General features: G+C 56.1%; 4 protein-coding genes and 1 rRNA gene (1 of these 5 cut by a window edge). 2 read left to right on the top strand and 3 right to left on the bottom strand.

What is annotated here, in order from left to right; translation table 11 throughout:
• Positions 1-2,678, top strand: a 23S ribosomal RNA gene (locus tag HRF49_04200); it begins 276 nt to the left of the window's first position.
• Between the two features lie 365 nt (positions 2,679-3,043).
• Here HRF49_04200 and HRF49_04195 read toward each other — a convergent pair.
• Together HRF49_04195 and HRF49_04190 are read right to left on the bottom strand one after the other, a co-directional pair.
• A complete protein-coding gene (locus tag HRF49_04195; protein ID MEP0813851.1) occupies positions 3,044-3,721 on the bottom strand; it encodes a peroxiredoxin in 678 nt (225 codons plus the stop codon).
• Positions 3,722-3,846: 125 nt separating this feature from the next.
• Positions 3,847-5,898, bottom strand: a complete 2,052-nt coding sequence (locus HRF49_04190) for a thioredoxin domain-containing protein (protein MEP0813850.1) — start codon at positions 5,896-5,898, stop codon at positions 3,847-3,849.
• A 74-nt stretch (positions 5,899-5,972) separates the two neighbouring features.
• On the opposite strand from HRF49_04190, the gene HRF49_04185 reads away from it, so the two are divergent.
• Complete coding sequence (locus HRF49_04185; GenBank protein MEP0813849.1) at positions 5,973-6,719, top strand: SDR family oxidoreductase; 747 nt, start codon at positions 5,973-5,975, stop codon at positions 6,717-6,719.
• Here the strand turns inward: HRF49_04185 and HRF49_04180 are convergent.
• On the bottom strand, positions 6,716-7,924 hold the full coding sequence (locus HRF49_04180) for a cyclic nucleotide-binding domain-containing protein (GenBank protein MEP0813848.1): 1,209 nt from the start codon (positions 7,922-7,924) through the stop codon (positions 6,716-6,718). The two genes, HRF49_04185 and HRF49_04180, sit on opposite strands and share 4 nt — an antisense overlap.
• Between the last annotated feature and the right edge of the window lie 277 nt (positions 7,925-8,201).

The raw sequence follows: 8,201 nt of genomic DNA, 5'->3' as shown, positions 1-8,201 counted from the left end.
CAGGGTCGCGAGATCCTGGGGGTTGTAGGACCATCCATAGGGAGCAAGTATTCGTTTTGATAGCCGAAACGGCTGGAAAGCCGTGCCATAGAGGGTGACGGCCCCGTAGGCGAAATCGAAGCGACTCCCGGGTGGCACCTGAGTACCACGGGGCACGTGCAATCCTGTGGGAATCCGCGAGGTCCATCTCGCAAGGCTAAATACTTTCTGGCGACCGATAGTGAACAAGTACCGTGAGGGAAAGGTGAAAAGAACCCCCGAAGGGGAGTGAAATAGAACCTGAAACCGCATGCCTACAAACTGCGGGAGGGCTATGCCCGTCTTCGGACGGGAAGTTGCCTGACCGCGTGCCTTTTGTTTAATGAGCCGGCGAGTTACGGTCAGCAGCAAGGTTAAGGGGTGATACCCGGAGCCGCAGCGAAAGCGAGTCTTAACAGGGCGATCAGTTGCTGGTCGTAGACCCGAAACCAGGTGAGCTACCCATGGGCAGGCTGAAGCGAGGGTAAGACCTCGTGGAGGGCCGAACCTTCTAACGTTTAAAAGTTATTGGATGACCTGTGGGTAGCGGTGAAAAGCCTAGCGAACCTGGAGATATCTGGTTCTCCCCGAAATTTCTTTAAGGAAAGCCTCGCGTAATAGCGTACGGGGGTAGAGCACTGAATGAGCTAGGGGTCTTAACCGATTACCAAACTCAATCAAACTCCGAATACCGTACGTGGTACCGCGGGAGTGAGACTACGAGGGATAAGCCCCGTGGTCGAAAGGGAAACAGCCCAGATCAACAGCTAAGGTCCCTAAGTCGTGCTAAGTGGGAAAGGAAGTAGGGTTTCTTGGACAACCAGGAGGTTGGCTTAGAGGCAGCCATCCTTCAAAGATAGCGTAACAGCTCACTGGTCAAGAGATCCTGCGCCGAAAATTCAACGGGGCTAAGCACGGCACCGAAGCTTTGACTTGGAAGCTTTAGCTTCCAGGGGTAGGGGAGCGTTCCGGAAAGAGATACAAGCCCGACCGCAAGGACGGGTTCTGGCTTCCGGAAGTGCGAATGCCGGCACAAGTAGCGATAAGATGGGTGAGAATCCCATCCGCCAAAAGCTCAAGGTTTCCTGGGTCAAGCTCGTCTTCCCAGGGTTAGTCGGCCCTAAGCCGAGGCCGAAAGGCGTAGGCGATGGCCAGCAGGTTAATATTCCTGCACCACGTTCAGTCCTGTGACTACGCGGGGGACACCTTCGGGTAGGTCTACGGGAACATGGGTAATGCCCGGCCGGGACTATAGGACGGCCCGTAGCGGTCGTCTGAAGGGAACCGGGGGAACTCCTACGGGAGCCAACTGGTTGAACCCGAGGGGCGAGAAAAGCCCGCGTACGAGGTCTGAGCGTGACCGTACCCCAATCCGACACAGGTGAGCGAGGAGAGAATCCTAAGGCGTGCGAGATAACCCTTGCTAAGGAACTCGGCAATTTAGCCCCGTAACTTCGGGATAAGGGGCGCCGCATGTAGGGTGAAGGGGTTTCCCCCGGAGCTCGAAGCGGCCGCAGTGAAATGGCCCAGGCGACTGTTTACCAAAAACACAGGACTCTGCAAAAGCGCAAGCTGACGTATAGGGTCTGACGCGTGCCCGGTGCTGGAAGGTTAAGGAAGGGTGTTAGCCGCAAGGTGAAGCACCCGACCGAAGCCCCAGTGAACGGCGGCCGTAACTATAACGGTCCTAAGGTAGCGAAATTCCTTGTCGGGTAAGTTCCGACCCGCACGAATCGCGTAACGATCTGGGCGCTGTCTCAGCAGGGGACTCGGCGAAGCTGCAATTCCGGTGAAGATGCCGGATACCCACAGTAGGACGAAAAGACCCCGTGGAGCTTTACTACAACTTGGCCTTGGTTTTTGGTTTGCCTTGTGCAGGATAGGTGGGAGGCTGTGAAGGTGCGGCGCCAGCCGTGCCAGAGCCGTCGTTGAGATACCACTCTTGGTAAATCGGAAACCTAACTGTATGCCGTTATCCGGTTACAGGACAGGGCCTGGTGGGTAGTTTGACTGGGGCGGTCGCCTCCTAAAATGTAACGGAGGCGCACAAAGGTTCCCTCAGCACGAATGGAAACCGTGCGCAGAGTGTAAAGGCATAAGGGAGCTTAACTGTGAGACCTACAAGTCGAGCAGATGGGAAACCAGGTCTTAGTGATCCGACGGTTCCGTATGGTAGGGCCGAAGCTCAACGGATAAAAGTTACCCCGGGGATAACAGGCTAGTGAGATCCAAGAGTTCACATCGACGATCTCGCTCGGCACCTCGATGTCGGCTCGTCGCATCCTGGGGCTGGAGAAGGTCCCAAGGGTTGGGCTGTTCGCCCATTAAAGCGGTACGCGAGCTGGGTTCAGAACGTCGTGAGACAGTTCGGTCTCTATCCACTGTGGGCGTAGGAGATTTGAAGGGAGCTGCCCCTAGTATGAGAAGACCGGGGTGGACCAGCCGACGGTGTACCTGTTGTCGCTCCAGCGGCATCGCAGGGTAGCTGTGCTGGGCAGGGATAAGAGCTGAAAGCATCTAAGTTCGAAGCCCCCCCTAAGATGAGATCTCCCACTGGGTAACCAGGTAAGGCCCCTGGAAGATAACCAGGTAATAGGCGGTAGGTATAAAGGCAGCAATGTCAAAGCCGAACCGTACTAATCGGCCGAGGTCTTGACCACTCTGCCTGCTTCATTTTTATTCGAATCTGCACTGCAGATTCCACATCGCAGCTTTTTTTCGCCGCCTGCGGCGAAACGCCCTGTTTTGGGTAAAATGTCCTCGGTGCGGGTGGCCGCATCGGGATGGTTCTTATGTTGGTAAGACCGCAAGGTCTTTATCATCAACATAAAGAAGCCCGGAGACCGTTCGGTTCCTCCGGGTTTTTTGTTTTTCAGGGACAGTTCGGTATTATGTCTGAAGCCTGATCCGGGACTATTCGTCCTTTATCGCACCGATCAAAGTCGGAATCACAAGAAACAATAGCAACGCGGCCCGCCTTTCGGCGGGCCGGGAGATGGAAACTTTTTTTTTCGCAAAATGCCGCCTAGCCGTGGCACTTGCAGGGATTGCCGCCGCATCCGCATCCCGCGCCGCAGGAGCACCCTGTTTCATTCGCGCTTCCGGAACCGGCAGTCGAAGCCGCGCCTTGCGCGCTTTCCGCCGCAGCGGCGCAGACCGGACATTCGCCGCCCATGGATTCATGAAACGCATTCATGATCGCCGAATGCTCCGGCATTCCGCGCTCGTAGAATAGGATTTTGCCGCCTTTGCCTACCAGCACGACCGTGCGCGTGATATGCGGATCGCCGTTCTTGTACGCGCCGATTGCTTTCGAGACTTTGAATCCTTCATCCACGAAAATCGGGAATTGAAAATCCTGTTTCTCGATAAACCGGTTGTGCGATTCGGCATCCGCGTTGTTCACGCCGAACGGAAGAATCCCGTGTTCTGCAAACATTGCATAGTCGTCACGCACCGCACATAGCTGTTTGGTGCATCCAGGAGTCTCGTCGCCGGGATAAAAGATTAAAAGCACCGGCCCCGTTTTGTACAGCTCCTCGCTTTTGTATGTTTTGCCTTCGGAATCCTTCACCGCGAACGACGGCGCGGCGTCTCCTTTATTAAACGGAAGCTTGTCTTCGGCCGCAAGATCTTGCGATATAAGGAAAAACGCGATTAACAACAGCAGTATGAAACCGCCTACGATGCTTACCGATGCCATGCGGGGCACTTTTTGAGAAAAGCGATTCAACAACCTCACCGCCATAGATTTATTCGAATCCGGTTCCAGCCAAAAATTCTTCGGAACCGGTTTCGGCAATTGCTGATACCGGCATGCGGACTAGACTATCGTTTCCTATCTGCCAACTTATTTAATTTGCCGGCCAGCCCCTTTTCGCCAAGCGAAACCGGGCTGAAGCAGGTTGTACCCACGCAAAGATAAACCTTTGACTCGTCAGCCGCCGGAAAGACAAGGTCACCCAGCTTTATTTCAGATTTGCCGGAGTCGGTGTTCAGGAATCTAACAACTGTTCCGCGTGTTCCAAATCGTGCCAGCTCCACAAGCTCCTTTTCGTCGGGCTGCTTTCCGTCAGCCAAAACCACCACGAGCTTTGGATCGATTTCCTCTAAAGAGCGCAGAGCGAGATAGAACGGCGCGGCCATGTGGCCGTACTTCGCATATCCCGCGCTGGCAAACTCCAGAGCCCGCTTTGCCGATTCCGCGTATTTGGAATCTCCGGTAACGCGCGCTAGATCCGAAAGGAACCGCGCGGCTTCGCAGTTTTCCTCGAACGGTTTGCCGAGGAACAGCAAATTGCCCTTCGCTTTCGGATCGAACGGCTGGAAATAGTATCCCCCGGATTGTGTGTCTTCAAATAGCGAAATCACAGTATTCCCCATCTCGATCGCAGAATCCAGCCATTCGAGTTTTCCCGTGAATGCGTGGGCCTTTAAAGCAGCAATCCCATACGCCGTCTGATCGGAAAGCGTTGGTTTTTCCTGGTCATCTCTTTTCAGACTGTGCCTGATCCATCCATCCGCGGATTTCATTTTATCCGCTATGCCGGACAGCGTCCGCTCGCCTTTAATGACGTAGTCCCAGTTTTCTGTCGCCGCCCCGTATTCGATTAGTGCCGCGGCCATTTTCGCCGACCAGGTGGCCAGCACATCCTTGTCTATATGCGGAATGCCCAACTTACGCCTCTCCGCGTCTCCTTTCGGAAAGTACTCCTCGCCCGGCATAAACAGCGCGCTTGCGTCGTGGCTGCCAAGATCGGCGTCCTGGCTTGCCCAAAGCTCCCATTCCGGTCCGGAAAGCCAGTTTTCGACATACCGTACGATGTCGAGACATACATCCTTTGCCCACGCGTCATCCGTTAACTGCCAGTAATGCAAGTAATTCAATAGCAAGTTCGCCTGATCACCCAGCATTTTCTCGTAGTGCGGCGTTTTCCATTGTCGGTCCACGCTGTACCGGAAAAATCCGCCCCAGACCGGATCGATTATTCCGCGCTGCTTTTCCAACGTTAGTGAAAGCGTGTCGCGGATAATCTTGTCTTCTCTATCCGACAAAATCGCCATCAACGTTTCCGCAACCGCGGGCTGTGGGAACTTCGGTTTGAAACCGTTTTCCTCTGCGCCGAATCCGCCGTACTGCTCGTCGAAGCTGTCGAGGATCGCGCCGGTAAGGCGGAGCGATACGGCGTGTGCATCCGGAAGATTGCCCGAAGCGGCCGCGGTTTCCGCCTGTGCCAGAAATCCCGCGCGCTGCGCCGCCACCTTGCCGGCGATATCGTCCTTTTGTTCCTCGTAGGCTTCCAAAACCTGCTGCATCCAGTCCATCATGCGATCCGGCGGAACGTAGGTCAGGCTTGCCAACGTCTCGCCGCTTTGAAGAAGTATCGCTGTTGTCGGCCATCCGCCGCTGATGTACGCTTTTTCAACCTCCGGATGCCTGTCCGCGTCCACCCTAATCGCAACAAAGTGCTTGTTAATAAAGTCGATCACTTCCGGCGTGGAATAGGTGGTCTCGTCCATCACATGGCACCAGTGACACCACGGCGCGGTCAAGTCAAGCAGCAGCAGCTTGCCTTCTTGCTTCGCCCGCTCAAACGCTTCTTCTCCCCAATCCATCCAATTGATTTCATGATCCCGCTTGTTTCGCACCGGACTTGCCGCCAGACCTTCCAAGTAGCCCGCGCCAGGCCCCGATACCTTGTTTTCTACCGACACTTTCGCACCGCCTTTGTTTCGCCCGCCGAAATCGAGCGCGATAATCCCCCGCCTTCCGGCGTACCACATTCCCGCAAGAACGAGTATTGCCGCGGCCAGCGAGAACGCGGCCAGCTTCTTCCTGCTGGAGTGTCCAGGATTTGTTTGCGTAAGATTTACGGTCACTTAGCATTAATACCCGGACGGCTCCGCGTATATCGCCGGGTACGATTTACGTACGTGACTGCTACACTTTCCTTATGCCAACGGATCGCAAGCTTGCAATTGTCACCGGAGCGTCGCGCGGCATCGGATTCGCGATAGCGCGGCGGATTGCCGCGGAATATTCCGACGTCGTGATTACCGCGCGTACCGAAAACGCGGCCGAAGAAGCCCGCACGCGGCTCCTCGCACTTGGATTCGAAGCGAGCACATTCGCTCTCGACCTTAACGACGAGGCCGCCGTCGAATCCTTTTTCGCAGCTGTCTGCGGCAATAAAGGCCGCTTGGATTATCTGGTCGCCAACGCGGGGAAATACGCTTCCGGCTCGCTTGAATCGACTCCGGCGGACGAGCTGGACCGGATGTACCGCGACAATCTTCGCTCTTCGTTCCTTACATTGAAGCACGCCGCGCCCTTTCTCAAGGCCGCGCGCGGCAGCGCGGTCGTGGTTTCCAGCGTAAGCGGACTGAAACCGAGCTCGTCCCACGCTTACGCAGCGATGAAAGCGGGCGTTTCCCACCTGGCGCGTTCGTACGCGCTCGAACTCGCACCGCACGGAGTACGCGTCAACGCAGTCGCCCCCGGCTATACCGAAACCGAAGCCGTGATCGAGTACGCCGGTGAAAGGTGGAGCGATACCGCCGCCCGCGCCGCTTCCAAAATCCCGCTCGGCAGGCTCGGCCGACCGGATGAAATCGCTTCGGCGGTCTGGTTTCTGCTCTCGCCCGAGTCGTCGTTCGTTACAGGCGCCGTCCTTCCGGTGGACGGCGGCACGCTGCTTTAGGCCTGCTCTTCCTTTAGCGCCGCGGCCCTCTCGCGCTTGTACTCTCCCTCCCACGTGGCGGAAGTGTCGATTCGCACGACGTTTACGGTTCGCAGCCGTCCCGCCAGGGTCACCTCCTCCTTCGGCGTGAACTTGACGCCTTTCAGCTCCGGCTTGGCCAGCTTCCACGTCGCCTCGGTAAGAATCACACGGTTGTTTCGTTCGAAAGAAGCCAGCCTGGACGCTACGTTAACGGTGTCGCCTATCACTGTCGAGTTCATTACCTGGCTCTGCACCCCCACGTTGCCGAATGTCACTATCCCGCTGTCCAGGCCGATCCCCACGTAGAATTCCTCTTCCAGCCACCTTGCGCGCTCCCTGTTGTGCTCGCGCAGCTCTTTCATTATGTCGATCGACGCGCGCACCGCGTTGGCGGCGTTCGCCCGCTTGCCGCTCTCGCGCTTGAATACCGCCATTAGCCCGTCGCCAAGGAACTTGTCAACTTGCCCGCGATGCCGGTTTATCACGCGCGCGAACCTTCCCATCAGCTTGTTCAGCTCGGCCAATACTTCATCGGGATTGTGCGATTCCGCGAAAATCGTGTAGTGGCGGATGTCCAGAAACAGAACCGTCAAAAATTCCTGCCGCGCCTTCATCGCCTCGGACATGTCGCCTTGCAAGGCGCGCACCACCAGATCGCTTGGGAGAAAGTGCCAGATGTCCTGAACATTCATGAACCTTTTCAGATAAAAATCCAGCTCCTCGACAAGGTTCCGAATCTGGAACAGGTTGTTGTTGGACAAGCGCTCCGAGCTTATCCGGAAGAGACGAAAGAATATGCTCGTGTAGCGATCCATAAAGTCCAAAAGCACATCGCCTTCAACGGTGAACAGGATCAAATCGCTTTTCGCGCGGACGGTCGCAGTCGCTGGGCACTGCAGGATTATGCCGATCTCGCCGAAGAACTCGCCCCGGCCGAGGGATGCGATCTTGAGGCGCCTCGGACCGATGGATTTGAACACGTCCGCGCGCCCGTGGTAAATGAAATGGATTTTCGTGGATGGCTGGCCTTCGTGGAGGATGTACTCTCCGTCCGGCGGGGCGACCACCTTAACCTTTGAAACGAGGTCGCGCAGGTCTTCGCCGGTCAAGTCCGCGAAGATATCGAACGACAAAAGCTCGCGGGCGATTTCCCGGGGCGTTAGCTCGGCAATTTTCTTCTGCAATGCGTCACCTCACGGTTCGCGGCGGCGGGTTAGATTATACGCGCGGCCGGGCTGCGGGGCAAGCGGAAAGTTTCAGCGCCGTTTAGTTTGCACCTATCCGACTTATTATGCTTCTTGACGTTTTTCCTCGATGAGGGCAAACGAAATTACTATCTCCAAAATGCCGAATTGCCATCCCGCTGGATTGCAAACATATTGAGATGGGCTGGCCAGGCAGTTAAGAGCCATTTTTGGGCTGACACCAGCTTGCACTTTTAACCTCTCAATGGCGGAGCGA

This window comes from bacterium (assembly GCA_039961635.1).
Classification (GTDB): Bacteria; 4484-113; 4484-113; order JAGGVC01; family JAGGVC01; genus JABRWB01.
Note: the sequence above shows the minus strand (reverse complement) of the source record. Positions and strands in the feature narration are given on the sequence as shown.

Bases quoted from the DNA above. Each gene is read 5' to 3' on its own strand.
- HRF49_04185 (MEP0813849.1), top strand. From the start codon at position 5,973: ATGCCAACGGATCGCAAGCTTGCAATTGTCACCGGAGCGTCGCGCGGC.
- HRF49_04195 (MEP0813851.1), bottom strand. From the start codon at position 3,721: ATGGCATCGGTAAGCATCGTAGGCGGTTTCATACTGCTGTTGTTAATC.